The organism is Stenotrophomonas sp. YJH_SMC_65, assembly GCF_059369475.1.
Genome location: NZ_JCAFSR010000006.1, coordinates 283,464 through 307,287, shown reverse-complemented (window position 1 = coordinate 307,287; position 23,824 = coordinate 283,464). Strand labels below are relative to the sequence as shown.

Genomic DNA, 23,824 nt, shown 5'->3' with positions numbered 1-23,824 from the left:
CTCAGGCGGTGGCGGAAGCGGGAACGTCGGTGCTGCTGTGGACGGCGGCCTGACGCTGGCGCAGCAGGCGGTTGGCCACATCCAGCCAGGCCAGCGCGGAGGCTTCGATGATGTCCTTGCTGGTGCCGGTGCCGTCGTACTCCACGCCGTCATGGCGCACACTCAGGTTGGCTTCGCCACGCGCATCGGCACCGATGCCGACGCTGTGCACGTGATAGCTGTCCAGCATCAGCTGCACGCCGGTGGCGGCCGACAGCGCGCCGAACAGCGCATCGACCGGGCCGTCGCCCTGCGCGGTCTCGGCCACGCGGTTGCCATCCGGGTCGGACAGTTCGACCAGCGCGTTGGCGCGGCTGCCGACGTCGCTGATGGTCATCGAGGCCAGGCGGTAGCCCTGCGCGCTGGAGCCGCCCTGCATCAACGTCTGCAGGTCGGCATCGGTGACCACGCGCTGCTGTTCGCACAGGCCCTTGAACTGCTCGAACACCAGCTTCAGTTCGTCTTCGTCCAGCCAGAAGCCCAACGCACGCAGGCGCGCTTCGACGGCGGCGCGGCCACTGTGGCGGCCCAGCACCATCTGCGAATCTTCCCAGCCCACGTCTTCCGGACGCATGATTTCGTAGGTGCCGCGATGGCGCAGCATGCCGTGCTGGTGGATGCCCGATTCATGGGCGAACGCGTTGGCACCGACGATGGCCTTGTTGCGCTGTACCGGCATGCCGACCAGACGCTGCAGCAGCTGCGAAGTGCCGACGATGCGCGGGGTGTTGATCGAACTGTCCTGTTCGTAGAAGGCCTGGCGGACCTTCAGCACCATCGCGATCTCTTCCAGCGAACAGTTGCCGGCGCGCTCGCCGATGCCGTTGATGGTGCACTCGACCTGGCGTGCACCGCCTTCGATGGCGGCCAGCGAGTTGGCCACCGCCAGGCCCAGGTCGTTGTGGCAGTGCGCGCTGAAGATCACGTTGGCCGCGTTCGGCACGTCGGCGACGCCGGCGATGACCTGCTGGAACATCGCGCGGATTTCTTCCGGCGTGGTGAAGCCGACGGTGTCGGGCAGGTTGATGGTGGTTGCGCCGGCGGCAATGGCCACGCGCGAAACCTCGATCAGGTAGTCCAGCTCGGTGCGGGTGGCATCCTCGGCCGAGAACTCGACGTCGTCGATGTAGGAACGGGCCAACGAGACGTGCTTGCGTACCGACTCCAGCACCTGCTCGCGGGTCATCCGCAGCTTGTGCTCGCGGTGCAGCGGGCTGGTCGACAGGAACACGTGCAGGCGCGGGTTGGCTGCCGCTTCCAGTGCACGTGCGGAGGTCTCGATATCGGCCTGCAGGCAGCGCGACAGCACCGCCAGGCTCAGGCTCGGGCGGCGCAGCTCGCGGCCGATCATCGCCATCGCCTCGCGGTCGGATTGCGAGCTGGCCGGGAAGCCGGTCTCGATGATGTCCACGCCCAGTTCGTCCAGCGCACGCGCCATCACCAGCTTCTGCGGCGGGCTCATGCTGCAGCCGGGGGACTGCTCGCCGTCACGCAGGGTGGTGTCGAAGATGCGGATGCGCGGGGTGGTAATTCGTTCGATGGTGGTCACAGGGAAATCTCCTCGACAGCGGGTGCGACGGCTTGCAGGGGGGAAGGGGAAGAGGCGGGGGAGGCGAGGGCGCTGGCCTTGGTCGGCGAGCGCGGGGTTTCGCTGCGCCGTCGCCGCGGTTTGCGTGGCGGGCGCGGACGGATGTCGGTGAGCAGGCCGGCCAGGACACCGGCATCGATGTTGCCGCCGGACACCACCGCACACTTGCGGCGGCCGGCGACGCGGCGGCCGGCCGCCAGCGCCAACGCGCCCGCGCCCTCGGCGATGATGTGTTCCTCCAGCGCAAGCCGGACCAGCGTTTCGCGCAGTTCGGCCTCGCGCACGATCACCACATCGTCCAGCAGCGAGGTGCACAGGCGGCGGGTCAGGAAGCCGGGAATCTTCACCCGCACGCCGTCGGCCAGAGAGGCAACCGGGGCGATCTCGCGCACGTCGCCGCGGATCGCACGTGCCATCGAATCGACGCCTTCCACCTGCGCGCCAATCACGCGAACGCCCTGCGATTTCAGCGCCAGTGCAACGCCGGAGGCCAGTCCACCGCCGCCGATCGGCACGATCACCACGTCCGGCGCGTGTGCGGCCAGCTCGATGCCGACCGTGCCCTGGCCCGCGATCACATCGGCGTCGTCGAACGCGGACAGGAAGCGGTAGCCGTGTCGCTGTGCCAGTTCGACCGCGAAGGCGTAGGCCTCGTCGTAGCTGGTGCCGTGCTGGCGAACGGTCGCGCCCCAGTGGGCGACGCCGGCGATCTTGGTGGCCGGTGCGCCATGCGGCATCACGGTGATGGCCGGCACGTCCAGGCGGTAGGCCGCCCACGCCACGCCCTGGGCATGGTTGCCGGCCGAGGCGCAGATCACCGGCCGGGTATCGCCGCGCTCGCGGCCGGCCAGCAGCGCGTTCAACGCGCCGCGGACCTTGTAGGACCCGGTGCGCTGCAGGTTCTCCAGCTTCAGCCAGGTGCCGAAGCGCTCGGCATGGTGCAGCGGGGTAGGCGGCAGGAAGCGCCGCAGCCGGGCCTGCGCCGCCAGTACGTCGGCGACGCTTACGTCGCCGACATCGCTTTCCTGGCTGGCATCAGCGGCCGGCATGGGCCACCAGCGCGGTGCGGGCGACCGCCGCATGCGGGCACGGGCGGCGAAGAAGACGCCTCCGTACCGGCACCGTGGTCACTACGGTACGGGTGTTCATACGGATGCTCCTTCCATGGCAGTGACCTGCACGGACACGCAGTCGTAGATCTTCTCGATCTGCCGGCACAGCGTTTCCGCCGGGCGCTGGCCATCCACCACCAGCTGCAGGTGCCAGCGGCCATCGTCGTCGGCCACCGGCGCACCGCTGATCGCGCGCGGTGCGAAGCCGCGGCGTTCGGCCATGCCGATCACGCGCAGCAGCGCGCCTTCGGCCGGGTGCAGCACCAGGTCAAGCCGGTATTGCATTGGGGGTCTCCTGGCGGGCATGGGCGGGGTTGCTTTCCAGCATCGTGCTGTTGGCGGTGTTCGGCGGCACCAGTGGCCACACGTTGGCACGTGCATCGATGGCCACGTGCAGCAGGGCCGGGCCCGGTTCGGCCAGCAGCGCGGCCAGGCCGCCTTCCACGTCGTCGCGGTTGTCGATGCGGGTGGCGGCGATGCCGAACACCTGTGCCAGCGCCACGAAGTCCGGGTTGTCGGACAGGTCGATCTCGCTGTAACGCTCGGCGAAGAACAGTTCCTGCCACTGCCGCACCATGCCCAGCGAACTGTTGTCCAGCAGCACGATCTTCACCGGCAGGCGGCAACGCGCGATGGTCGCCAGCTCCTGCACGTTCATCATGAAGCTGCCGTCGCCGGACACCAGCACCACGGTGCGCTCCGGGCATGCGAACTGCGCACCCATCGCCGCCGGCAGGCCGAAGCCCATGGTGCCCAGCGCGCCACTGGTCAGGTGGTTGCGCGGGTGGTTGAAGCGGCAGTGCTGCGCCACCCACATCTGGTGCTGGCCGACATCGCAGGCGATCACCGCATCGGCCGGGGCCAGCTCGCTCAGGCGCTTCAGCAGCGCCGGGGCGTAGATGTGCTGGCCCGGTGCGTCGTAGCGTGCCGAGAAGCGGTCGCGGTGCTGCGCGCAACGCCTGCGCCACGCGTCCTGATGGGCCTTGGGGGAGGGGAAGGCCGCACGCAGGGCACGGATGGCATGGCCGACGTTGCCAGGCACGGCGACATCGGCGCTGCGCAGCTTGGAGATCTCGTAGGCGTCGGCATCGATATGGACGACGCGGGCGAACGGTGCGAACTCGGCCAGCTTGCCGGTGGCGCGGTCGTCGAAGCGTGCACCCAGCACCAGCAGCAGGTCGCTTTCCTGCACCGCCATGTTGGCCGCGCGGGTACCGTGCATGCCCAGCATGCCCAGTGACTGCGGATGGCTGGCCGGCAGCGCGCCCAGGCCACGCAGGGTCATCACGGTGGGGATGGCGCTGGCTTCGACGAAGTCGCGCAGGTCCTGCACCGCATCGCCCAGCGCGATGCCGCCACCGGCGTAGACCACCGGCTTCTCGGCGGCCGCCAGTGCGGCGATGGCTTCGGCGATGGCCGCTTCGGCCGGCGCAGGTGGCGGCTCGACGCTGCTCGGCACGTGCGCCGGCAGGTGGCTGGCATCGGCCAGCTGCACGTCCTTGGGCAGGTCGATCAGCACCGGGCCGGGCCGGCCCTCGCGGGCGACGCGGAAGGCATCGGCGACCACGCGCGGCAGGTCGTCGACGCTGCGCACCAGCCAGCTGTGCTTGACGATCGGCATGGTCAGGCCGAACACATCCAGTTCCTGGAAAGCGTCAGTACCCAGCAGCGGCGTGGCGACCTGGCCGGTGATGCAGACCATCGGCACCGAATCCAGCATTGCATCGGCAATGCCGGTGACCAGGTTGGAGGCGCCCGGGCCGGAGGTGGCCACGCAGACGCCGACCTGGCCGCTGGCGCGGGCGAATCCATTCGCCGCCAGTGCGGCACCCTGCTCGTGGCGCACCAGGATGTGCTTCAGCGACGAATCCACCAGCGCGTCGTAGAACGGCATGATGGTGCCGCCGGGATAGCCGAACAGCGTGCGGATGCCTTCGGCTTCCAGCGCCTGGGTCAGCCAGCGCGCGCCGTTGGGCGGCGCGCTGCGGTGTGTGGAAGAGTTCATGGGGGAACCTTGCAAAGCGGGTGGGGGAGGGCCGCGCGGTTACGCGGCCTGTCCTTGCAACCAGACCATCTTGGCGCGCAGTTCCTTGCCCACCTTCTCGATCGGGTGCTCCAGGTCGGCCTGCTTGAACCGGTTGTAGTTCGGCAGGCCCGCTTCGTACTCGGCCACCCAGTTCTTGGTGAAGGTGCCGTCCTGGATGTCCTTCAGCACTTCCTTCATGCGCGCCTTGGTGCCGGCGTCGATCACCCGCGGGCCGCTGACGTAGTCCCCGTACTGCGCGGTCTCGGAGATGAATTCCAGCATGCGCGAGATACCGCCTTCATAGAACAGGTCGACGATCAGCTTCAGTTCGTGCAGCACTTCGTAGTAGGCGATCTCCGGCTGGTAGCCCGCTTCGACCAGGGTCTCGAAACCGGCCTGCACCAGTGCCGAGGCACCGCCGCACAGCACCGCCTGCTCGCCGAACAGGTCGGTCTCGGTCTCTTCCTTGAAGGTGGTCTGGATCAGGTTGGCGCGTGCACCGCCGAGGCCGGCCGCATAGGCCAGTGCGTACTCGGCCGCCTTGCCGCTCTTGTCCTGGTAGACCGCCCAGATGCAGGGCACGCCACGGCCGATCTCGTACTCGCGGCGCACCAGCGCGCCCGGGCCCTTGGGCGCAACCAGCACCACGTCCAGGTCGTCGCGCGGCCTGATCATGTCGAAGTGCACGTTCAGGCCGTGCGCGAACAGCAGCACCGCACCCTGCTTCATGTTCGGCGCCAGCACGTCGTCGTAGAGCTTCTTCTGCACCATGTCCGGGGTCAGCACGGCGACCAGGTCCGCATCCTTCACCGCGTCGGCCGGTGCTTTCACGGTGAAGCCGTCGGCCTGTGCCTTGACTTCGGTCGGGCCGCCCGGACGCAGGCCTACCACCACGTCGAAGCCGGATTCGCGCAGGTTCAGTGCGTGGGCGCGGCCCTGGCTGCCGTAGCCGATGACGGCGATCTTGGTCTGGGGCAGGTCGTTGGTGCTCATGGGGGAGGTTCCTTGCGGTGGGAAGAAAAAAAGAACGGCCGGTCGTCGAGGTGACGTACCGGCCGGTCAGGGGAAAGCGGTGGAGGAGGCACCATGCGCCGCGCAGGCACAGCCACCACGAGGCGTGGCGGCGGTGTGGGTCCGGGTTTTGCGTTGGGCGTTGTGCATGGTGGTTGCGTCTGAAACCAGGTTCTGAAATGAAAAAACCCGCACCGGGGCGGGTGCGGGTTTTTGAAGAGTTCCGGTGTATTCGTTGCTTACACGCTGGCTCGTCCCGCACCTGTTGGTTGGGTAATAAGTACGAGCACAAGAATCGAACGCAGCGAGGCGGCGCCGATGTCGGCGGCTTCGTTGTGGGTTCGCGGTGGCGTGTTGTGATGCAACATGTGATCGAGAGAAACACAGCCGTTTTGGCGATGTCAACCCTCGCGACGGAATTCTTGTTGGTTTCCGTTGCATCCGGCGCAATCGCCTGTGGCACAAGGATGGTTGCCGCTGAAAGTGTTTCGGTGAACCGGAATTCACTCCTTTCAGGGCGGTTTTTGCGCGGAATCCGGCGGATCCTCGCCTTGCTGGGTGCGGACCTTGCACCCCCACCCCAGGATCAACGTCCATGACCTCTGCCCGATACCCCAGGATGGCCGCAGCGGCGAAGATCGGGGGACCACCCTTCCATCGGAACCCGACCGTGTCCCGACGCCTTGCCCGTTCCCTGCTGGCCGCCGCCGTGCTGGCCGCCGTGCCCGCTCTGTCCCTTGCCGCCGACCGCATCACCGGCCACACCTTTGCCACCCGTTCGGAGGTGATCGCCCCGCATGCGATGGCCGCTACCTCGCAGCCGCTGGCCACCCAGATTGCACTGGACGTGATGAAAGGGGGAGGCTCGGCGGTGGACGCGGCGATCGCCGCCAACGCCGCGCTTGGCCTGATGGAGCCGACCGGCAACGGCATCGGTGGCGACCTGTTCGCCATCGTCTGGGACCCGAAGACGCAGAAGCTCTACGGCTACAACGGTTCGGGGCACTCGCCGAAGTCGCTGACCCTGGCCGAGTTCCAGCGACGTGGCCTGAAGGACATCCCGGCTACCGGCCCGCTGCCGGTCTCCGTGCCCGGCGCGGTCGACGGCTGGTTCGCGCTGCACGACCGCTTCGGCCGCAAGCCGATGGCCGACAACCTGGCGCCGGCCATCCGCTACGCGCGCGAGGGCCATCCCGTCGCCGAGGTGATCGCCTACTACTGGGACCGCTCGGTGCCCAAGCTGTCGCAGTACCCGGGCTTCAAGGAGCAGTTCACGATCAACGGCCACGCCCCGCGCAAGGGCGAGATGTGGAAGAACCCGAACTTGGCCAGCACCCTGCAGCAGATTGCCGACGGCGGACGCGATGCCTTCTACAAGGGCGCCATTGCCCACGCCATCGGCGACTACTTCAAGGCCAATGGTGGCTACCTGAGCTACCAGGACATGGCCGACCACCATGGTGAGTGGGTCGAACCAGTCAGCAGCAACTACCGTGGCTACGACGTGTGGGAGCTGCCGCCGAACAGCCAGGGCATCGCCGCCCTGCAGATCCTCAACGTGCTGGAAGGCTACGATTTCTCGAAGATCCCGTTCGGTTCACCCGAGCACGTGCACCTGTTCGTCGAAGCGAAGAAGCTGGCCTTCGCCGACCGCGCGCGCTTCTATGCCGACATGGCCTTCCAGCCGGTGCCGGTGCAGAAGCTGATCTCCAAGGAATACGCCGCGCAGCGCCGCGCACTGATCTCGATGGACAAGGCGCTGAAGGAAGTGCAGCCGGGCACGCCGAAGCAGCTGGAAGAAGGCGACACGATCTACATGACCGTGGCCGACGCCGACGGCATGATGGTGTCGTTGATCCAGTCCAACTACCGCGGCATGGGCAGCGGCATGGCGCCGCCGGGACTGGGCTTCATCCTGCAGGATCGTGGCGAGATGTTCGTGCTGCAGAAGAACCATCCCAACGGCTATGCACCGGGCAAGCGGCCGTTCCAGACGATCATCCCGGCGTTCATCACCAAGGGCGGCAAGCCGTACGCCAGCTTCGGCGTGATGGGCGGCGCGATGCAGCCGCAGGGCCACGCGCAGATTGTGATGAACCTGGTGGATTTCGGCATGAACCTGCAGGAAGCCGGTGACGCACCGCGCATCCAGCACGAGGGCTCGACCGAACCGACCGGACAGGCCACGGCGATGACCGACGGTGGTGAAGTGAATCTGGAAACCGGCTTCCCGTACGAGACGGTGCGTGCGCTGATGCGCAAGGGGCATCGCATCGTGTTCGCCGATGGGCCTTATGGCGGGTACCAGGCGATCATGCGCGACCCCGAGAGCGGGGTTTATTACGGAGCTTCGGAGAGTCGCAAGGATGGGCAGGCGGCGGGGTATTGAGGTTTCCCGGCCACCGGGCGCAGCCCCCTCTGCGGTGATGGTTCAGCGATGCTTGGCTTGGCCAGGCGGGTGGATTGTCTGGGGGACGCCGTGAATACGTCCCTGTAGGCTCGGTCGCCGCATCCATGCGGCTCACGCCCCCAGCCAACCCACCCGCCCGGCCACGGACAGTTTCCGTGTCCGTCACCGCAGGAAGGGAAAAAGAAGAGCAAGAGCAAAGGCAACGGCAACAGCCGCGGGCTTTGGGTTGGGGTCGGATCCGTTTTCCGCAGGAAAACGGATCCGACCCCTTCTTGTTTTCCGATACACATCTTCCACGCAAAGCGTGGAAAACCAACCGTCACCGAAAATCTGTCGGGCGTGGGGCGGTGTGGGTGGGCAGGACCGTTGGCGCTATGGATGGCGCCATCGAGCCCCCAAGGATGGGTTTACGGCGTGTCCTGCCCACCCACACCGCCCCGCCAAACCCTCAGCATCCCAAAGCCGGTTTAGACGTTGCCGTTGCTTGAAAAAAGCAGTGCAGCCGCAGGCTGCAAAACATCCTCAATCCGAATCCTGCGCGCGCGCCGCTTCGGCCTGGGTCTCCTCCTGCGCCGCCATCTCGCGCGCGATCCACGCATCGATCATGTGCCGCTGGCGCTGCGCCTGCCGCCGCTCACGCGTGTACTCCTGGTCGAGCACGCGGTACAGCGACACCATCACCAGCACCATCAGCAGCGCGAATGGCAACGCCGCAATCGTGATCATGCCCTGCAGTGCATCCAGGCCACCGGCCAGCAGCAAGGCCGCTGCGATCAACGCCACCGCGATGCCCCAGGCCAGCTTGCGCTTCAACGGAGGATCGCCTGCTTCGTCAGTGGACATGCTGGCCAGCACCAGTACCGCCGAGTCGGCCGAGGTCACGAAGAAGATCATCAGCAGTACCAGTGCGATGCACGACAGCAGCAGCGGCAGCGGCATGCTGTCGAACAGCGTGAACAGCACGGTCTCGTAGCCATTGCCCAGCGCCTGCACCAGGTCGGCATGGCCGAAGATCTGTGCCCACAGCGCGGTGCCGCCGAATACGGCGAACCAGAAGAAGCCCAGCAGCGTCGGCGCGAGCACTACGCCGATCACGAACTCGCGCACGCTGCGGCCGCGCGAGATGCGTGCGATGAACGACCCCACGAACGGTGCCCACGAGATCCACCAGGCCCAGTAGAAGATTGTCCAGTCCGCCACCCAGGTGCTGCCGGAGAACGGTGACATGCGCAGGCTCATCGTCACCAGCTGGTTGAGGTAGGAGCCCAGCGTGGTGGTGAAGGTATCGAAGATGAAGCCGGTCGGCCCCAGCACCAGCAGGATGGCGGCCAGCAGGGCAGCCAACGCCAGGTTGAAATTGGACAGCCACTTCACACCTCGCTCCACGCCACTGGCGGTGGACGCCATGTACAGCACGAAGGCGACGGCAATGATGGTCATCTGCACTGCGACGGTAGCCTGCACGCTGAAGACGCGCTCGATGCCGGCGGCGATCTGGATGGTGCCGAAGCCCAGCGTAGTCGCGACACCGATCGCGGTGGCGACCACTGCAGCGATGTTGACCGCCCTACCGATCCAGCCGCGATGGTGGCGGCCGATGATCGGCTGCAGCATGTCGCTGACCAGGCCGCGGCCGTTGCGGTTGAACTGGAACCAGGCCATTGCCAGCCCGATCAGCGCATAGATGGCCCACGGGTGCAGGCCCCAGTGGAAGAATGCATAGCGCATCGAGGCGCGTGCCGCATCCAGGCTCTGCGGAGCAAGCCCTTCCGGTGGCTTGCTGAAGTGCGAAATGGGCTCGGCGGCGCCCCAGAACACCAGGCCGATGCCCATGCCGGCGGCGAACAGCATCGACATCCAGCTGGCTCGCGAGAACTCGGGCTCGGCGTCTTCGCCACCGATGCGCAGGTTGCCGAAGCGACCGAAAGCCAGGTACATCAGGAACACCAGGGCCAGGAATACCACCAGCAGGTACAGCCAGCCGACGCTGCGGATGACTTCTGCCAGCATCGACTGCACCACGGCATTGAAGGGGCCTGGTGCAATACCGGCAAGCAGCACCAGCAGGAGAACCAGTGCAATGGAAACGCGAAACACCATGAAGGAGCTTCTCCGATCAAGGGATTGAGGGGAGCGAGCAGAGCTTGCAGCGAAGGACCGGCGGCATGCAGCGCGAACCGGGCAGGGGCCGCGTCGGCGGCGAAGGACGCATCGGTCGCTGGAGGGCGACGGACGTGCACGTTACTGAACGCGACGTCATGGTTCTGTTAACGAACAACGATCCGGATCAGATCCGCTTTCCACAGGAAAGCGGATCTGACCGCGGGGGCAACTCCCGGAGCGGGCGGTCTATGCTCTAATGCACGCCAAGAAGCGGGGGTACCGCGGCCATGTGGCCACGGTTGAGACAGTCCCTTGGAACCTGATCCGGCTCATACCGGCGTAGGGAAGCTTTGCAGTGCAGCCGTGCCCGGACACCGCCCAAGGACCGTCCGTGCGCGGTCGCAGTGCGCCGCCGCTTCGTCCCTGACCTTCCTGGACGATGCCCGATGAACGCACAGCTCTCCGCCCTGCAGCAACAGGCCCAGCAACTCTCCGAATCCGTGACCCGGCCCATTCCCGGCTCGCGCAAGATCCACGTACCCGGTTCGCGTCCGGATCTGCAGGTGCCGATGCGCGAGATCGCGTTGACCCGCACGCCGACGCTGTTCGGCGGCGAGGAGAATGCACCGGTCACGGTCTACGATACGTCGGGCCCGTACACCGATCCGGACGCGCGTATCGATCTGTCCGCGGGCCTGCCGGCGCTGCGTCGTGGCTGGGTGGAGGAGCGCGGCGATACCGAACAGCTCGACGGCCTGAGTTCGTCGTTCGGCCGCGACCGCGAGCACGATCCGAAGCTCGATGCTGTGCGCTTCCCCACACGCAGCCTGCCGCGACGTGCACGTGCAGGCGCGAACGTCACCCAGATGCACTATGCGCGCCGCGGCATCATCACGCCGGAAATGGAATTCGTCGCCATCCGCGAAAACCAGCGGCTGGACGCGATCCGCGATGCCGGCCTGCTGCAGCAGCACCCGGGCGAGGCGTTCGGCGCCTCGATCCAGAAGATCATCACGCCGGAGTTCGTGCGCGATGAAATCGCGCGCGGCCGCGCGGTGCTGCCCAACAACATCAACCATCCGGAAAGCGAGCCGATGATCATCGGCCGCAACTTCCTGACCAAGATCAACGCCAACATCGGCAACAGCGCGGTGTCCTCGGGCATTGCCGAAGAGGTGGAGAAACTGGTGTGGGCGATCCGCTGGGGTGGTGACACCGTGATGGACCTGTCCACCGGCAAGCACATCCACGAAACCCGCGAGTGGATCATCCGCAACTCGCCGGTGGCGATCGGTACCGTGCCGATCTACCAGGCGCTGGAGAAGGTCGACGGCCGCGCCGAAGCGCTCACCTGGGAGATCTTCCGCGACACGCTGATCGAGCAGGCCGAGCAGGGCGTGGACTACTTCACCATCCACGCCGGCGTGCTGCTGCGCTACGTGCCGCTCACCGCCAAGCGCGTGACCGGGATCGTCAGCCGTGGTGGTTCGATCATGGCCAAGTGGTGCCTGGCGCACCACAGGGAGAATTTCCTCTACACGCACTTCGAAGACATCTGCGAAATCATGAAGGCCTATGACGTGACCTTCTCGCTGGGTGACGGCCTGCGCCCGGGCTGCATCGCCGATGCCAACGACGCGGCGCAGTTCGGTGAGCTGGAGACGCTGGGTGAGCTCACCAAGATCGCCTGGAAGCATGATGTGCAGACCATGATCGAAGGCCCCGGCCACGTGCCGATGCAGCTGATCAAGGAGAACATGGACAAGCAGCTGCGTGAATGCGGCGAAGCGCCGTTCTACACGCTGGGGCCGCTGACCACCGACATCGCGCCGGGCTACGACCACATCACCAGCGCGATCGGTGCGGCGATGATCGGTTGGTTCGGCACGGCGATGCTCTGCTACGTGACGCCGAAGGAACACCTCGGCCTGCCCAATCGCCAGGACGTGCGTGACGGCATCATGGCCTACCGCATCGCCGCGCATGCGGCCGACCTGGCCAAGGGCCATCCGGGCGCGCAGGTACGCGACAACGCACTGAGCAAGGCGCGCTTCGAGTTCCGCTGGGAAGACCAGTTCCACCTTGGCCTGGATCCGGAGAAGGCCAGGGAGTTCCATGACGAAACGCTGCCGAAGGATGCGCACAAGCTGTCGCACTTCTGCTCGATGTGCGGCCCGCACTTCTGTTCGATGAAGATCACCCAGGATGTGCGTGACTACGCCGAGGCCGGCATGAAGGAGAAGTCGGAGGAGTTCCGCGCCGCGGGTGCCGAGGTCTACCACCAGGGGTGATGCGCAGACGGTGGTGCCGGCCCGCGGCCGGCACTACCGCTCATCACGCCGCTCCCGGCTATCCTCCGCCCATCATCCCGGGGAAAGGACACCATGCCTGTTGCCATGACCACCCGTTGGCTGGCCATTGCCCGCCGGCATCCTTCGGCCTGGTTGCTGGGCGCGCAGCTGCTGGCGGTGCTGCTGTATCCCGCGCTGGATGACACCGCCGCCGGCCGCGCGGCACTGGGCATGTTCGGCATGGCGGTACTCGGCTTGGCGCTGTGGGTGGTCCAGCGCAGCCCGCTGGGCACCTGGCTGGCGCTTTTGCTGGCCATTCCCTCGGTGGTGTTCTCATTGGCAGGCGCATTGCTCGAGCGCACCGCATTGCTGACCACCGCGCAGGTGCTGGAGAGCCTGCTGTACTTCTACACGGCTGGCGCCCTGATTGCCTACATGCTCCAGGACCACAAGGTCACCCGCGACGAACTGTTCGCAGCAGGCGCAACCTTCACCCTGCTGGCGTGGGCGTTCGCCTTCGCGTTCGCGGTGTGCCAGCAGTGGTATCCGGGCAGTTTCCAGGGCACCGGCGGGCAGGCGCAGCGCAGTTGGATGGAGCTGCTTTATCTCAGCTTCAGCTTGCTGTCTGGAGTCGGCTTGAGTGATGTCGTGCCGCTTCATCCACAGGCACGAGCACTGGTCATGCTGGAGCAGTTTTCCGGCGTGATGTACGTGGCTTTGGTGGTTTCGCGGCTGGTCGGATTGACCATGCTGCGGCGCATGTGAAAATGAACGCCAGATAAAAATTTCGCGCCCAAGAGGGCGCGAATGATGTCGCGAATTATGTGAATGCGTCGGCGAGAGAGAGCCTGATGTCGACCACGCGATAGGCGAGGTAACTTGCATAGGCTAGTATTCGCGCGCTCGATTGTTTTTGCGGTATGCGCCGATGCTTTGTGCGGAGTCTGGCTTTTCGCTGTTCCCAGGACGGGACCGTAACGAAGGCAAACACTGCCCGGGACCTGTCTCTACTGTGTAGCAGAAAATGAACAGCAGCGAAATACAGCCACCCGTGTCCGATCGGATACGGATAGGAGAGTGCATCGTCACTCTGTCCTCGCGCGAAGTCGAGGTCGTCGGTGCGCGTCGTCCGCGCCGGCTGACGCCGAAGGCGCTGGGCGTGCTGCGCGTGCTGCTGCGGCAGCCGGGCCGTGTGGTCACCCGCGACGAGTTGTTCGCCGAGGTGTGGCCGGACACGCTGCCGACCAACGATGTGCTGACCCAGGCCGTTACCCAGCTGCGCAAGGCGTTCAGCAACGACGACGACAGCGGCCAGGCCTACATCGAGACCATTGCCAAGACCGGCTATCGGCTTCTGGTACCGGTACAGGCGCTGGACGATGCGGAGCCGTCGGCTGCGGGCTTGCCTGACGACGAAGGTGTGGACGTGCAGCCCGCACTCGCCGCCGCTGCGGTGCTGCCCGCGCGCGCGCAGGAATCGCGCCGCCGCTGGCGCCATGTCCGCCGCCGCGTGCTGCTGGCGCTGGGCGTGTTGATGCTGGCCACGCTGCTGGTGATGACCACGCTGCTGCTGCGCCGCGCACCGGCCAGCAGTTCGCCGGTGGAGGCCGCCGTGGAGAACGGCACGCGGGTGATCGGCAGCCCCCAGCGTCCCTATCGGTTGATCACCGCAACCAGCGGCTTTGAAACCTATCCCACGCTGTCACCGGATGGTTCGCTGGTGGCCTATGAAGGCGCCAACGAAGATGGCAACGGCGGTGGTGCGATCAAGGTACAGACCTCCGGCAACGCGCCGGCGCGCCAGTTGCTGGCGCCGCCGGCCGGTGCCGTCGATCGATTCCCGAACTGGTCGCCGGATGGTCGCGAAATTGCCTTCGCACGGTTCTCCGCCGACGGTGGCTGCCAGGTGCTGATCGCCAGCGCAACCGGTGGCGCCCTGCGCCAGGCCACGCGCTGCGATGGCACCGAGCTGCTCAGCTTCGACTGGACGCCCGATGGTCGCGGCCTGGTGTTCGGCAGCATGGTCGGGCGCTACGCGCACCGTGGCATCCGCGTGCTGGACCTGGCCAGTGGTCAGTGGCGCGCGCTGGCGTACAGCGTCGACCAGGACGACTTCGACTACGCACCGCGCTACTCGCCCGATGGGCAATGGCTGGTGTTCGTGCGCAATCCGCAGCTGGGCGATCTGTGGCGGGTGCCGGCCGCGGGCGGTAAGCCCGAGCAGCTGACCAACGAGGCGGCAGAGCTGCGCGGATGGGCCTGGCTGGACGATGGCCGCACCATCGTGTTCGGTCGCCGCGTCGACAGCGAGGCGCGGCTCTATTATCTGGACGTCGAGCGGCACACGCTGCGCGATGCCGGCCTGGATGATGCGCAGTGGCCCGCCGTGTCGCGACGTGGCGGGATGCTGGCCTTCGTCCACCGGCGCGCGCAGTTCGGCGTGTTCAAGGTGCCGGTGCAGGGCAGCGGCGCGCCCGAACGCCTGTTTGCATCCAGTGGCCGCGATGGGCAGCCGATGGCAGCGCCGGATGGCCGCCAGCTGGTCTTCACCTCGGATCGCTCCGGCAGCTTCGCCCTGTGGTGGGCGGACATGCAGCGGCCGGATTCGCTGCGCCCCATTGAAGGGCTGCGGCCGGAAGCGCGGCAGGCACCGGACTGGTCGGCCGACAGCCGCCAGCTGCTCGTGGTCGGCCGCGACGCGCATGGGCGCACGGTGGTCTACGAGATCGCGCCACGCGATGAACGCCTGCAACCTTTGCCGGTCCCGGCCGAACAGCCGCTGCAGGCCCTGTATGGCGCGTCGCCGGAGCAGTTGTTTGTGGTCGAGCGCGATGCCGACCAGCGCACCCGGTTGAGTCTGTTCGACCGCAGCACCCAGCCCTGGCGCCGGTTGGCCAGCATCGAAGGGGTGTCGCAGGCGCGCTTCGACCGCAGCAGTGGCCGCGTGTTGTTCACCCGCCTGGCCGCAGGTGGCCTGTGGTCGGCCGACGCCGCGTTGTCGTCGGGCAGCGTGCAGCAGATCAGCGATGACCGGCCCAGCCGCTGGCGATACCGGGCCTGGACCGTGGCCGGCAACACTGGCGTCGGTTACCTCGGCACTTCGAGCACGTGTGGCACCACCTTCGTGCGCATCCTGCCCGGCCGCGCGGAGCCGGAACGCTGCCTGGATGCGGAACGGCTCAGCGCCGGCAACGGACTCAGCGCCAGCGCTGACGGGCGTGACCTGTTCGTGGCGATGGCGGTCAGCGATGGTGCCGACATCGGTGTGATGCGGTTGCCCGAACGCCCCCCCGCGCTGTTCCCGGCGTTCTCCAAGTTATTGTTTTTCAGTGGAAATGGGCCTTCGTAATTTCTTCGTCTGGATCTCGTCGCGAATTCGTGGCGATCTCGTCGGACTTTCCTGACGCGGTGCCGCCTGATTAGGCAAAACGGAGTCCTGTACTAGGCAAATCCGTGGTGCCCCCATGCGTCAACTCTCGCTGGCCGATCGCGGCCAAACCGTCTCCCTGGACCGGTCGCTCGACGATGTCACGCCGACCTGCCTGGGCGTGGCCCGGCTGGGCAGCCTGCAGACCGCCGGCTCCAGCTTCACTGTCTGGATGCAGGTGCGTGGCAGTTCGTGGGTGGAGGCCAAGGAAGGACGATTCCGCCTGCGCCAGGGCGAGTGGATCGCCTTCGAAAAGGAATCGCGGCCGTTGGTGCAGGCCGGTCGCAACGGGTTGTGCGTTGGCCTGAACCTGAACGTTGAAGCGCTTCGCGTGCTGACCGAGATGGCCGACTGTGGCCTGTATGCCGGTCGTGGCCGCATGAACCGCAGTGACGCCCGCGTTGCGCTGCGCTTGTGGCGCGATGCGCTGGCCAGCGGCCAGCCGGCCCAGGCCTTGCGTCCGCTGCTGCTGCACCTTGCTGGCCTGCAGCGTGGCCTGGCCGACAACGTGCAGCGCTGCCCAGGCCGCTCGCGCAGCCGCAAGCGCCAGGTGTTCGGCCGCATGCAGCGTGCGCGCCTCTATCTGGAAGGCAACAGCCACCGGGTGGTGCGCATCGGCGAACTGGCCGAACTGACCAACTTCTCCAGCTGGTACCTCTCCAAGACCTTCCAGAGCCTGTACGAGGAAAGCCCGCAGTCGCTTTCGGCACGACTGCGCCTCGAACGCGCCGCTGATCTGCTGCGCGACACCGACATGATGGTGGGCGAGGTCGCTGCCGCCAGCGGTTTCGACAACTGCTGCAGCTTCGCGCGTGCGTTCCGCGCCCGCTACGGCCAGTCCGCGTCGCGCTTCAGGGAGAACGGCGGCTTGCTCCCGCCACAATCCGCAAAGTCTCCGGTTGGTTCGCGCAAATACAGCGCTGCAACGCAATCGTAACGTGCTGGGGTGTTTTAACACGCTGCTAACACGTACCTTGGAGAGATAGATGAACGTTCGTAATCCCGCAGTGCGGTTCGGCTTGCTGCCGGCCGGCATTGCGCTGGCGCTGGCGCCGGCCTTTGCTTCGGCTCAGGAAGCAAAGGGCACCACCGACCTGGACCGCATTTCGGTCACCGGCTCGCGCATCCGCGGCGCCTCGGTGGAGACCCAGCAGCCGATCCTGACGATGACCCGCGAATCCCTGGAAAAGCAGGGCTTCTCGAGCGTCGCCGACGTGCTGAACAACCTGACCTCGGCCGGTTCCCCGGCCATTTCGCGTTCGGAGTCGCTGGCTTCGGGCGAGAACGTGGGCGGCTACTACGTCGACATCCGCAACCTGGGCGCCGAGCGCACCCTGGTGCTGATGAACGGCAAGCGCCTGGGCGCTTCGACCTCGGGTCTGCAGGACCTGAGCCAGATCCCGATGTCGGCCGTTGAGCGCATCGAGATCCTGAAGGACGGCGCCTCGTCGATCTACGGTTCCGACGCCATTGCCGGCGTGGTCAACGTGATCACCCGCAAGAACTTCGACGGCGGCGAAGCCAATGTCTACGTCGGCCAGTACGGCAAGGGCGACGGCGACAGCGAAACCTATTCGATGACCCTCGGTGCCCGCGGTGAGCGCGGCAGCCTGACCCTGTCGGCCGAGTACTCGAAGCAGGATCCGGTGTGGGCCAAGGACCGCTGGTACAGCCGTGACGGCTCGCTGGGTCCGAACTCCACCTCGGCTGATTGGAGCCCGATCAGCCAGAACGGCAGCTGGTGCAACCCGAAGCTGTACGACTGCAGCAAGTCGAGCGCGGTGTGGCAGACCCTGAACCCGGGTGGCAATCCGAAGAACCCGAACGACTACCACGCGATCACCGAAGACGAGTTCGCCAACTCGAACGAGCAGATGACCCTGCTGACCGGTGTGAAGCGCAAGTCGGTCTACATCAACGGCACCTACGACTTCACCGATTCGATCAGCCTGAACACCGACGTGCTCTACAACGAGCGCCAGACGTTCCAGCAGATCGCCGGCTATCCGTACCAGTCCGCTTCCAAGTCGATCAACACCCCGCTGTCGGCAGACAGCGCCTTCAACCCGGTTGGCCAGGACGTCAGCTTCCGCCGCCGCCTGTGGGAAGTGCCGCGTACCACTGACAGCCAGCTGAAGACCCTGCGCTTCGCTCCGACCCTGACCGGCTTCTTCGAGCTGGGTGGCAAGACCTTCGACTGGGATGTCGGCGCGCTGTGGAACCGCAACGAGTCGATCAAGAGCAACCGCGGTGACATGAGCCTGATCGGCGCGCGTCAGGCGCTGGGCCCGTCGTTCATCGATGCCGGTGGCGTTGCCCGCTGCGGCACCGCCGCCAACCCGATCCTGGGCGATTGCCGTCCGTGGAACCCGCTGCTGCCGTACGGCGTTGAGGGTCAGGGCTCGCTGGCGAACCAGGAGCTGCAGGACTTCCTGTTCCCGACCTTCACCACCCGTGGCGTCACCAAGACCACCAGCTTCACCGCCAACCTGTCGGGCGCCATCGTGACCCTGCCGGCCGGCGACCTGGGCTTCGCCCTGGGTGTCGAGCACCGCAAGGAAGAAGGCAGCTACGTGCCGGACGCCTTCGCACAGTCGGGCCAGTCCACCGGCCTGGGCCAGAAGCCGACCCGCGGCCAGTACGATCTGAACGAGGTCTACCTCGAACTGAACGTGCCGCTGCTGGCCGACATGGCCTTCGCCAAGGAACTGACCCTGAACGTTGCCAGCCGTTATTCGGACTACAGCAACTTCGGTGGCACCACCAACAGCAAGTTCGGCCTGACCTGGCGTCCGCTGGATGAACTGCTGGTCCGCGGCACCTACGCCGAGGGCTTCCGCGCTCCGACCATCAGCGACCTGTACGGTGGCCTGAGCTCGAGCTTCGAGTCCTACATCGATCCGTGCGGCGTGAAGGCTCCGGGCAGCGTTGCAGGCAATGCCGCGTGCTCCGGCGCAGGCGTGCCGGCCAACTACGTGCAGCTGGGCCAGGCAGGCAAGGAATGTTCGACCCTGCCGTGCCAGTCGGGTGACCAGTTCATCTCGGGTGCCAATCCGAACCTGAAGCCGGAAACCTCCAAGAGCACCACCTTCGGCCTGGTGTGGAGCCCGCGTTGGGTGCAGGGCCTGGACGTGTCGCTGGATTGGTACAAGTACGAAATCAGCGACATGATCATCGCTGACAGCGTCGACCGCATCCTGCGTGACTGCTACGTGCTGGGTAACGCTTCGCGCTGCTCGAGCGTGACCCGTGCGGCTGACGGCCACGTCAGTGCGATCACCTACGGCACCGCCAACCTCGGCAAGATGGAAACCCAGGGCTACGATCTGGGCATCAAGTACCGCCTGCCGGAACTGGCCATTGGTCAGTTCAGCATCGACTGGCAGACCAGCTACACCGCCAAGTACGACGAGCAGCGCCAGAACAGCGCGGGCGACAACATCATGGTCGGCCGCGTCAGCGAGCCGGGCCTGTTCCGCGTGCGTTCGAACCTGGGCGTCAACTGGCAGTACGGCGATTTCGGTGTGAACTACACCGCGCGCTACTACTCGGGCATGAAGGAAAGCTGCATCTCGCTGGCTGACGGCTGGTGCGATGCTCCGAACCACATGGCCAACGGTGAGACCGATCCGCTGCGTCACACCGGTTCCAACACCTTCCACGACCTGCAGGTCAGCTGGAAGGCGCCGTGGGATGCGACCATCGCCCTGGGCGCGAACAATGTGTTCGACCACAAGGGTGCCCTGCAGTACTCGGCTCCGAACTCGGCGTTCGCCTACTACGGCGGCTTCGACGTGGGTCGCTTCCTGTACATGAAGTACACCCAGCGCTTCTGATCCATCGAAGTGCGGTAGCAACAGAAGGAGGGCGGACCGCAAGGTCCGCCCTTTTTCTTGTAGGGGAATTCCGGAAATTGTTGGAAGGTGAGCGCAGTCACGGTCCCGTCGTGTCGTAATCAACACAGTCAGGAGGTCCACTACCGGACGCTTGCATGTGGAGAGGGATATGAAGAACACGTTGCTGCGGCAGGCATCCGCCGCTGCATTGATCTACGCAACGCTGGTGGGCGCAGTGTTCGCGCAGGGCCTCGGGGTCTGCGGCGGTGGGCTCTACTGTGAGGAGCTCCGCCAGCAGTGCCTGGCCAGTGGCAAGTCACCGGTCATCTGCGAGTCGCAGTACCGTCGCTGCGTGCAGGACGCCTGCGGTACCCGCTGACATGGAAAGGGCGCACCTTGTGGGTGCGCCCTCTGTCATCCGGACATCATGCAACGCGCTCAGGCGTCGCTGGGCACCAGTCCCATCAGCGCATTGGCGTGTTCGCGCCATTGCGGCAGTTTGTTCAGCACGCCTGCGCGCTGCAGGTAGTCCTCGTCCACCGGATCGCCATTGACCAGCGCCAGGGCCACGTGCACCGCACCGGTCACCCAGAAGCTGCGGGTGTTGGCGCGCTGCGGCTGCAGGTGGAAGGCCACCGCTTCGATGATCGGCATCGGCAAGCCCCACAGGCCCAGCAGGTAGGCGCCGGCCTCGGCATGGCCAGGGCGGGTGTCGCCGGCCAGCGAGGGCTCGCTGCGCTCGTTGCGCACACCCGGCAGCAGCAGGCCGATGTCGGCCAGCAGCGCGGCAGTCGCTCCCAGTTCGGCACTGGATTCGGGCAGCAGGCGTGCGGCGAGCCGCGAGGCCAGCAGTGCGCGCTGTTGCAGCGAGTTGCGCTCGGCGGCCGACAGCGTCGGTGCGGAGAACACTTCGCTGGCCAGCACCAGGTCACGCAGCGTGGCCAGGCCCAGCCGGGTCACGGCGGTGCGCAGGTCGGCAATGGTGCGGCCCTGGCTGAAGAAGGCCGAGTTCGACAGTTGCAGCACCTTGGCGGCGATCGCCGGATCGGCGGCGACCAGCTTGGCGACATCGGCACTGTCGGCGTCGTCGTCATGTTCCAGGGCCTGGGTCAGGCTCAGGTACAGGTGCGGCGGCGAGGGCAGTTTCTCGATACGGCCGATGGCATCGCGCAGGCGCGGGCTGTCCAGCACTTCGCGCAGTTCTTCCAGGCTGGTCAGTGCCTCCAGCAGCACTTCCGGCGCCAGCGGCAGCGGCAGGAAGCGGTGGGCGACACCAATGAGGCGCGCCGGCGGCGGCCGGTTGCCATGCTGCGCATCGACCAGCGCGATGCGGATGGTCTCCGGGCGCAAGGTCCGGATCTGCCCCAGCAGCGTGGTGGCATTGAGATCCGGCAATTGCGGGCAGACGATCACCGCGTCCACGCCCTGCGTGGCCACCGCGGTCATCGCGGCCTGGCCATCGGTGGCGGTCAACGGCTGCCAGTCTTCCCCAAGATCGGCAATGAATTCGGTCAGCTCGGCCGGCAGGCTGGCTGCATCCCCAACAAGCAGAATACGCACGACACATTCCCCTGGCTGTCTCGACGATGGATGTCGATGACGTGTGAAGTGACGCAATTTACCTAATACGGCAGCAAGAGTGATGTGCCGTCGTCATGAAACGTGACCCGCATCGCTCCGGCAGGGTACCGCCGGAGCGATCCGGTTCAGGCTCAGGCCTTGCTGTCGAGATGGCGCTGGTGCGCCTCGATCAGGATCTGCTTGGCCTCAGCGGCGCCGCCCCAACCGTCCAGCTTGACCCACTTGCCCTTCTCCAGGTCCTTGTAGTGCTCGAAGAAGTGGCCGATGCGCTCCAGCCAGTGGCTCGAGACCTGGGCGATGTCTTCGACGTGGGCGTAGCCGCTGAAGATCTTCGAGACCGGCACGGCCAGGATCTTCTCGTCGCTGCCCGCCTCATCGCTCATCTTCAGCACGCCGACCGGACGGCAGCGCACGACCGAGCCCGGCACCAGCGGCAGCGGCAGCACCACCAGCACGTCGGCCGGATCGCCGTCGCCACACAGCGTGCTCGGCACGTAGCCGTAGTTGCACGGGTAGCGCATCGGGGTGGAGAGGATGCGGTCGACGAAGATCGCGCCGGTTTCCTTGTCCACTTCGTACTTCACCGGCTCCGAGTCCTTCGGGATCTCGATGATGACGTTGATTTCTTCCGGCGGGTTCTTGCCGGGCGAGACGAGTTCCAGACCCATGGTGTGCTCCAGGTGGGGGGGATATAGACGGATAGCTCACCATTTTATGCCTTTGCCGGGCGCTGTGCAGGGGGTGGGGGGCCGACCTGCCGACGCGGCAAGGCCTGACGGGGGGCGCCGGCCTTGCCTGATAGGCCCGGACAGGTAGCGGGCGCACGCTGGCACCCCATCCCGAGGAGTCCCGTCATGACCTGGAAAGCTTGGTGCTGCTCTGCCTCCCTTCTGGTTTGTCTGTTGCTGCCGGCGGCGCCAGCGGGCGCCGGCCCACGATTTGTCCCGCTGGGCGAACGCCCGTGGCCGGGGCTGGCACCGGGGGATTCACCCTTTTACGATCTGGAGCGCGAACTGCTGGAGGAGTTCCGCGAGCTCTGTCCCGAATTCTTCTGCCAGGGCCTGTTCGACAACTACGCGCCGCTGCGGTTGCAGTGTGCTGTCGAGATCGCCTCGGACACCGTGAGCCAGTGCGCCTTCTACGTTGCTGCCAGCTCGCACGACGTGCATCCGCTGACGGGAGACCTCTCGGCAACCCGGTCGAGCTGGGTCTGCGAGCTGCCGCTCCCGCCTGGTTTGGGAGTGCAGACCTGGTTCGATCATATGGACGTGAGGCCAGGCCGCTCCGGCAGACTGTTCAATCCATGGCCAGGCCAGCAGTCCTCACTGTTCGAGCTGCTGCAGGAGTGCCTGCCATGAATGGTCTGCTGTTGGCGACTCTGCTGGCGGCCGCTTCGCCCGCGCTGGCGCACGGGCCCCATGTGGATCTGATCGACTTCCCGCTCAGTGAAGGCAGCTGGGATCGCTTCTTTGCGCTGCAGGGCGCCCTGGTACAGGGCTTCGACCGCGTCTGTTCAGATACGTTCTGCGAAGGGGAGTACAGCAACTACCGGGTGCTGGAGGTTCGCTGTTCGGTACTGGCGCCGCGCGGAACCGTACAGGGCTGCAGCTGGGTTATCGTGGCCAGCGAGCTCGGTATCGTGCCGCAGACCGGCCAGGTGCGGGTCGATAACGGCCGCTGGGTGTGCCAAGTGGGTTTGCGGCCAGGCGTCCCGGTCGACACCTTCTTTGCTGCGCTGCAGCAGCCTGAAGGGATTTTCAGGCCCCTGCCGGGAACTGGAACCGGTCTTTTCGATGTGCTGCCCGAGTGCCTGCGCCGTCCGGGACACCACGGGAGGGAAGCATGATGGGCGCGCTGCGGTTGGGGGTCATCTGCGGACTTCTGCTGGCAACGGGCCTCGCCCACGCCGGTCCCGCCTATGTAGACGCGCGGCTGTATCCGAATCAGGCCGAAGGCTGGCAGCGCTTTCTGGCCATCGAGCGGGCCTTGGTGCGCGGATTCGACGATATCTGCGGAGATACCTTCTGCGAAGGCGAGTACTACAACCTGCAGGCGATGCGCCTGCGTTGCTCGGTGAATCAGGATACTGGACTGCTGGCGGGTTGCATCTGGACCTTCGCCGGCAGCAACACCTCGGTACGCAGGGACGGCCACATAGAGGTGGATGTGCGCAGCTTTGCTTGTCCGCTGCCACTGGCTGCTGACACGTCGCTGGCGGCATTCCTGCACACCCTCGAGGCCGCTCCCGCCCACGATGCGATCAACGTTGCGCTGCCCGGCACTTCGGCAACTGTCTATGAGGGGTTACGCGAGTGCATTTGAGTATCGCCCTCGCCCTCGTCCACAACTGCAAGCGGGTCATACCAGCATTGGAGGGCGTGCGCGGGCCTGGGATTCCCG

18 protein-coding genes and 1 riboswitch are annotated in these 23,824 nt (G+C 66.2%); of the genes, 10 read left to right on the top strand and 8 right to left on the bottom strand.

Features of this window, described 5'->3' with window-relative positions; genetic code table 11:
• Nucleotide 1 precedes the first annotated feature (1 nt).
• The 5 genes from AC5P7A_RS13670 to ilvC all read right to left on the bottom strand — a co-directional run bounded on the left by AC5P7A_RS13670 (nucleotide 2) and on the right by ilvC (nucleotide 5,758).
• Nucleotides 2-1,588: a 2-isopropylmalate synthase gene (locus tag AC5P7A_RS13670; RefSeq protein ID WP_049440612.1), complete on the bottom strand. Its 1,587-nt coding sequence runs from the start codon at nucleotides 1,586-1,588 to the stop codon at nucleotides 2-4.
• Nucleotides 1,585-2,676: a threonine dehydratase gene (locus AC5P7A_RS13665; protein ID WP_049420878.1), complete on the bottom strand. Its 1,092-nt coding sequence runs from the start codon at nucleotides 2,674-2,676 to the stop codon at nucleotides 1,585-1,587. The genes AC5P7A_RS13670 and AC5P7A_RS13665 overlap by 4 nt, the downstream gene beginning before the upstream one ends.
• Nucleotides 2,677-2,772: 96 nt before the next feature.
• Nucleotides 2,773-3,024 (bottom strand): ACT domain-containing protein, encoded by a 252-nt coding sequence (locus tag AC5P7A_RS13660; protein ID WP_111206939.1) that lies wholly within the window; start codon nucleotides 3,022-3,024, stop codon nucleotides 2,773-2,775.
• Complete coding sequence (gene ilvG, locus AC5P7A_RS13655; protein WP_014648334.1) at nucleotides 3,008-4,744, bottom strand: acetolactate synthase 2 catalytic subunit; 1,737 nt, start codon at nucleotides 4,742-4,744, stop codon at nucleotides 3,008-3,010. The genes AC5P7A_RS13660 and ilvG overlap by 17 nt, the downstream gene beginning before the upstream one ends.
• 39 nt (nucleotides 4,745-4,783) lie before the next feature.
• Nucleotides 4,784-5,758, bottom strand: coding sequence for a ketol-acid reductoisomerase (gene ilvC / locus AC5P7A_RS13650; RefSeq protein WP_014648333.1), 975 nt, complete (start codon nucleotides 5,756-5,758; stop codon nucleotides 4,784-4,786).
• Nucleotides 5,759-6,446: 688 nt separating this feature from the next.
• Between ilvC and ggt the strand changes: the two genes are divergently transcribed.
• Nucleotides 6,447-8,165 (top strand): gamma-glutamyltransferase, encoded by a 1,719-nt coding sequence (gene ggt, locus AC5P7A_RS13645; protein ID WP_495220210.1) that lies wholly within the window; start codon nucleotides 6,447-6,449, stop codon nucleotides 8,163-8,165.
• Between the two features lie 543 nt (nucleotides 8,166-8,708).
• Here the strand turns inward: ggt and AC5P7A_RS13640 are convergent.
• Nucleotides 8,709-10,286: a BCCT family transporter gene (locus AC5P7A_RS13640; protein WP_495220209.1), complete on the bottom strand. Its 1,578-nt coding sequence runs from the start codon at nucleotides 10,284-10,286 to the stop codon at nucleotides 8,709-8,711.
• A 265-nt stretch (nucleotides 10,287-10,551) separates the two neighbouring features.
• Nucleotides 10,552-10,653, top strand: a riboswitch (TPP riboswitch).
• Nucleotides 10,654-10,735: 82 nt separating this feature from the next.
• Between AC5P7A_RS13640 and thiC the strand changes: the two genes are divergently transcribed.
• The 6 genes from thiC to AC5P7A_RS13610 all read left to right on the top strand — a co-directional run bounded on the left by thiC (nucleotide 10,736) and on the right by AC5P7A_RS13610 (nucleotide 20,222).
• A complete protein-coding gene (gene thiC, locus AC5P7A_RS13635) occupies nucleotides 10,736-12,580 on the top strand; it encodes a phosphomethylpyrimidine synthase ThiC (RefSeq protein WP_032955989.1) in 1,845 nt (614 codons plus the stop codon).
• A gap of 93 nt (nucleotides 12,581-12,673) precedes the next feature.
• Complete coding sequence (locus tag AC5P7A_RS13630; RefSeq protein ID WP_014648329.1) at nucleotides 12,674-13,345, top strand: ion channel; 672 nt, start codon at nucleotides 12,674-12,676, stop codon at nucleotides 13,343-13,345.
• 259 nt (nucleotides 13,346-13,604) lie between these two features.
• Nucleotides 13,605-15,929: a winged helix-turn-helix domain-containing protein gene (locus AC5P7A_RS13625; RefSeq protein WP_046432401.1), complete on the top strand. Its 2,325-nt coding sequence runs from the start codon at nucleotides 13,605-13,607 to the stop codon at nucleotides 15,927-15,929.
• Nucleotides 15,930-16,044: 115 nt separating this feature from the next.
• On the top strand, nucleotides 16,045-16,944 hold the full coding sequence (locus AC5P7A_RS13620) for a helix-turn-helix transcriptional regulator (protein WP_032955994.1): 900 nt from the start codon (nucleotides 16,045-16,047) through the stop codon (nucleotides 16,942-16,944).
• Nucleotides 16,945-16,993: 49 nt separating this feature from the next.
• Nucleotides 16,994-19,843 (top strand): TonB-dependent receptor plug domain-containing protein, encoded by a 2,850-nt coding sequence (locus AC5P7A_RS13615; RefSeq protein ID WP_014648326.1) that lies wholly within the window; start codon nucleotides 16,994-16,996, stop codon nucleotides 19,841-19,843.
• Nucleotides 19,844-20,012: 169 nt separating this feature from the next.
• Nucleotides 20,013-20,222, top strand: a complete 210-nt coding sequence (locus AC5P7A_RS13610; protein ID WP_049440581.1) for a hypothetical protein — start codon at nucleotides 20,013-20,015, stop codon at nucleotides 20,220-20,222.
• Between the two features lie 59 nt (nucleotides 20,223-20,281).
• Here AC5P7A_RS13610 and AC5P7A_RS13605 read toward each other — a convergent pair whose 3' ends face one another.
• Both AC5P7A_RS13605 and ppa read right to left on the bottom strand, forming a co-directional pair.
• Entirely contained in the window at nucleotides 20,282-21,403 is a 1,122-nt protein-coding gene (locus tag AC5P7A_RS13605) for an HDOD domain-containing protein (RefSeq protein ID WP_014038392.1), read from the bottom strand.
• 152 nt (nucleotides 21,404-21,555) lie between these two features.
• Complete coding sequence (ppa, locus tag AC5P7A_RS13600) at nucleotides 21,556-22,092, bottom strand: inorganic diphosphatase (RefSeq protein ID WP_005410935.1); 537 nt, start codon at nucleotides 22,090-22,092, stop codon at nucleotides 21,556-21,558.
• 186 nt (nucleotides 22,093-22,278) lie between these two features.
• On the opposite strand from ppa, the gene AC5P7A_RS13595 reads away from it, so the two are divergent.
• Genes AC5P7A_RS13595 through AC5P7A_RS13585 form a run of 3 tightly spaced genes read left to right on the top strand, consistent with a single transcriptional unit; the run spans nucleotide 22,279 to nucleotide 23,746 of the window.
• The gene (locus AC5P7A_RS13595) at nucleotides 22,279-22,782 is read left to right on the top strand and encodes a hypothetical protein (RefSeq protein ID WP_049440579.1); all 504 of its coding nucleotides are present in this window, start codon (nucleotides 22,279-22,281) and stop codon (nucleotides 22,780-22,782) included.
• Nucleotides 22,779-23,270, top strand: a complete 492-nt coding sequence (locus tag AC5P7A_RS13590) for a hypothetical protein (protein WP_049440578.1) — start codon at nucleotides 22,779-22,781, stop codon at nucleotides 23,268-23,270. The genes AC5P7A_RS13595 and AC5P7A_RS13590 overlap by 4 nt, the downstream gene beginning before the upstream one ends.
• Nucleotides 23,267-23,746, top strand: coding sequence for a hypothetical protein (locus tag AC5P7A_RS13585; RefSeq protein WP_049440576.1), 480 nt, complete (start codon nucleotides 23,267-23,269; stop codon nucleotides 23,744-23,746). The genes AC5P7A_RS13590 and AC5P7A_RS13585 overlap by 4 nt, the downstream gene beginning before the upstream one ends.
• The last annotated feature ends 78 nt before the right edge of the window (nucleotides 23,747-23,824 follow it).

Excerpts from the sequence above, each read along its gene's own strand:
- AC5P7A_RS13665 (WP_049420878.1), bottom strand. The coding sequence starts at position 2,676 with ATGCCGGCCGCTGATGCCAGCCAGGAAAGCGATGTCGGCGACGTAAGC.
- AC5P7A_RS13660 (WP_111206939.1), bottom strand. The coding sequence starts at position 3,024 with ATGCAATACCGGCTTGACCTGGTGCTGCACCCGGCCGAAGGCGCGCTG.
- ilvG (WP_014648334.1), bottom strand. The coding sequence starts at position 4,744 with ATGAACTCTTCCACACACCGCAGCGCGCCGCCCAACGGCGCGCGCTGG.
- ilvC (WP_014648333.1), bottom strand. The coding sequence starts at position 5,758 with ATGAGCACCAACGACCTGCCCCAGACCAAGATCGCCGTCATCGGCTAC.
- AC5P7A_RS13640 (WP_495220209.1), bottom strand. The coding sequence starts at position 10,286 with ATGGTGTTTCGCGTTTCCATTGCACTGGTTCTCCTGCTGGTGCTGCTT.
- thiC (WP_032955989.1), top strand. The coding sequence starts at position 10,736 with ATGAACGCACAGCTCTCCGCCCTGCAGCAACAGGCCCAGCAACTCTCC.
- AC5P7A_RS13630 (WP_014648329.1), top strand. The coding sequence starts at position 12,674 with ATGCCTGTTGCCATGACCACCCGTTGGCTGGCCATTGCCCGCCGGCAT.
- AC5P7A_RS13625 (WP_046432401.1), top strand. The coding sequence starts at position 13,605 with ATGAACAGCAGCGAAATACAGCCACCCGTGTCCGATCGGATACGGATA.
- AC5P7A_RS13620 (WP_032955994.1), top strand. The coding sequence starts at position 16,045 with ATGCGTCAACTCTCGCTGGCCGATCGCGGCCAAACCGTCTCCCTGGAC.
- AC5P7A_RS13615 (WP_014648326.1), top strand. The coding sequence starts at position 16,994 with ATGAACGTTCGTAATCCCGCAGTGCGGTTCGGCTTGCTGCCGGCCGGC.
- AC5P7A_RS13610 (WP_049440581.1), top strand. The coding sequence starts at position 20,013 with ATGAAGAACACGTTGCTGCGGCAGGCATCCGCCGCTGCATTGATCTAC.
- ppa (WP_005410935.1), bottom strand. The coding sequence starts at position 22,092 with ATGGGTCTGGAACTCGTCTCGCCCGGCAAGAACCCGCCGGAAGAAATC.
- AC5P7A_RS13595 (WP_049440579.1), top strand. The coding sequence starts at position 22,279 with ATGACCTGGAAAGCTTGGTGCTGCTCTGCCTCCCTTCTGGTTTGTCTG.
- AC5P7A_RS13590 (WP_049440578.1), top strand. The coding sequence starts at position 22,779 with ATGAATGGTCTGCTGTTGGCGACTCTGCTGGCGGCCGCTTCGCCCGCG.
- AC5P7A_RS13585 (WP_049440576.1), top strand. The coding sequence starts at position 23,267 with ATGATGGGCGCGCTGCGGTTGGGGGTCATCTGCGGACTTCTGCTGGCA.